Below are 1,109 nucleotides of genomic sequence, written 5' to 3' on the forward strand. Positions count from 1 at the left end.
CTGCGGTCGTCGCGCGTCTTCTGCGGCGTCCTCGGGGGCGGCTGTTGGGAGCGGGGCGTCAGGGTGAGGCGAGCGGTGTCGGTGAGTCGTCGGGGCGGCACGCGCTTCAGGACACGGGGACCTCGTCGGCTTCCCGGAGCCGCGCGGGCAGGCGGCTGCCCAATCCGCTGGACCTCACCGCTTCGGCCAGGAGCGACGCGGCTCCGGACGTCAGTCCGTGGTCCGCTGCAGGTCTGCGAGAGGTTCGGCTGGATTCGGCCCGTCATGCGGGTGGAGCGTCGGTGCAGGAGGGCCTCACCTCGCAGTCGGTTTCTCACACGGCGGGACTGTCCGCGGCCTCGGACCGGATGTTCCTGACCCGGGCCTTCGAGGCCAGCGAAGCCGACGTGAGTATGTCGGTGAGGCGGGTGATGGAGGGCTATGAGCAGATGGTCGCGGTGGCGGGTCGTGTGGGTCTGGTGGCGCGGGACGCCGGTGGTGACGGGAACTGCTTCTACTACTCGGTGGCCACGTTGTTGGGGTTGGCCCCCAGGGCCGATTCGCAGATGTCGGTGGAAGACCATGCCCGGGCGATGAGAGACGTGGCGGGGGGCATGCGGCAGGAGTTGGCTGATGCTCTGCCGCAGTTCTGGGACGAGATGGGGCCCCAGCTGGTCATCATGTATGCGGATGATCTGGCATCCGACCCCGATGAGGCGGATCGGATTGTGGAATGGCTGTTCGCGATGCCGGATGGGGGCCGTGAGGAGGTGCTGTCCGGGCTGGATCGGCAGATCCGTACCATGGACAGCTATGCGAATGCCGGTGGTGATCTCGCGCCGGTCCTTGCGGCGCGCGTCTACGGCCTCGTTCTGAATGTGGTCGAGGCTGCGGGCTTGGCGGTGCACCGGTTCGGTGAGGATGGGGGGATCGAGCTTCACCTGGTCCGTCACGACGGGGTGATGCACTGGATGCCGGCTCGCCCCGCACGGCCGGGGGTGTGGGACCCGGTGCAGGCCCGGGCGATACTGGCCGCTCCGGTGGAGGCCGAGGGTCGGCAGGAGGGTGTCAGGCGGCTTCCGGCGCCTCCGCCGGTGCAGCCCCAGTCGGGGGAGCGTCTTGTTCAGGAG

General features: G+C 69.2%; 1 protein-coding gene. It reads left to right on the forward strand.

What is annotated here, in order from left to right; translation table 11 throughout:
- Positions 1–281 precede the first annotated feature (281 nt).
- A partial coding sequence (locus AC3ET4_RS30830) for an OTU domain-containing protein (RefSeq protein WP_431955272.1) occupies positions 282–1,109 on the forward strand: 828 nt, incomplete at its 3' end.

The organism is Actinacidiphila sp. bgisy167, from assembly GCF_057707665.1.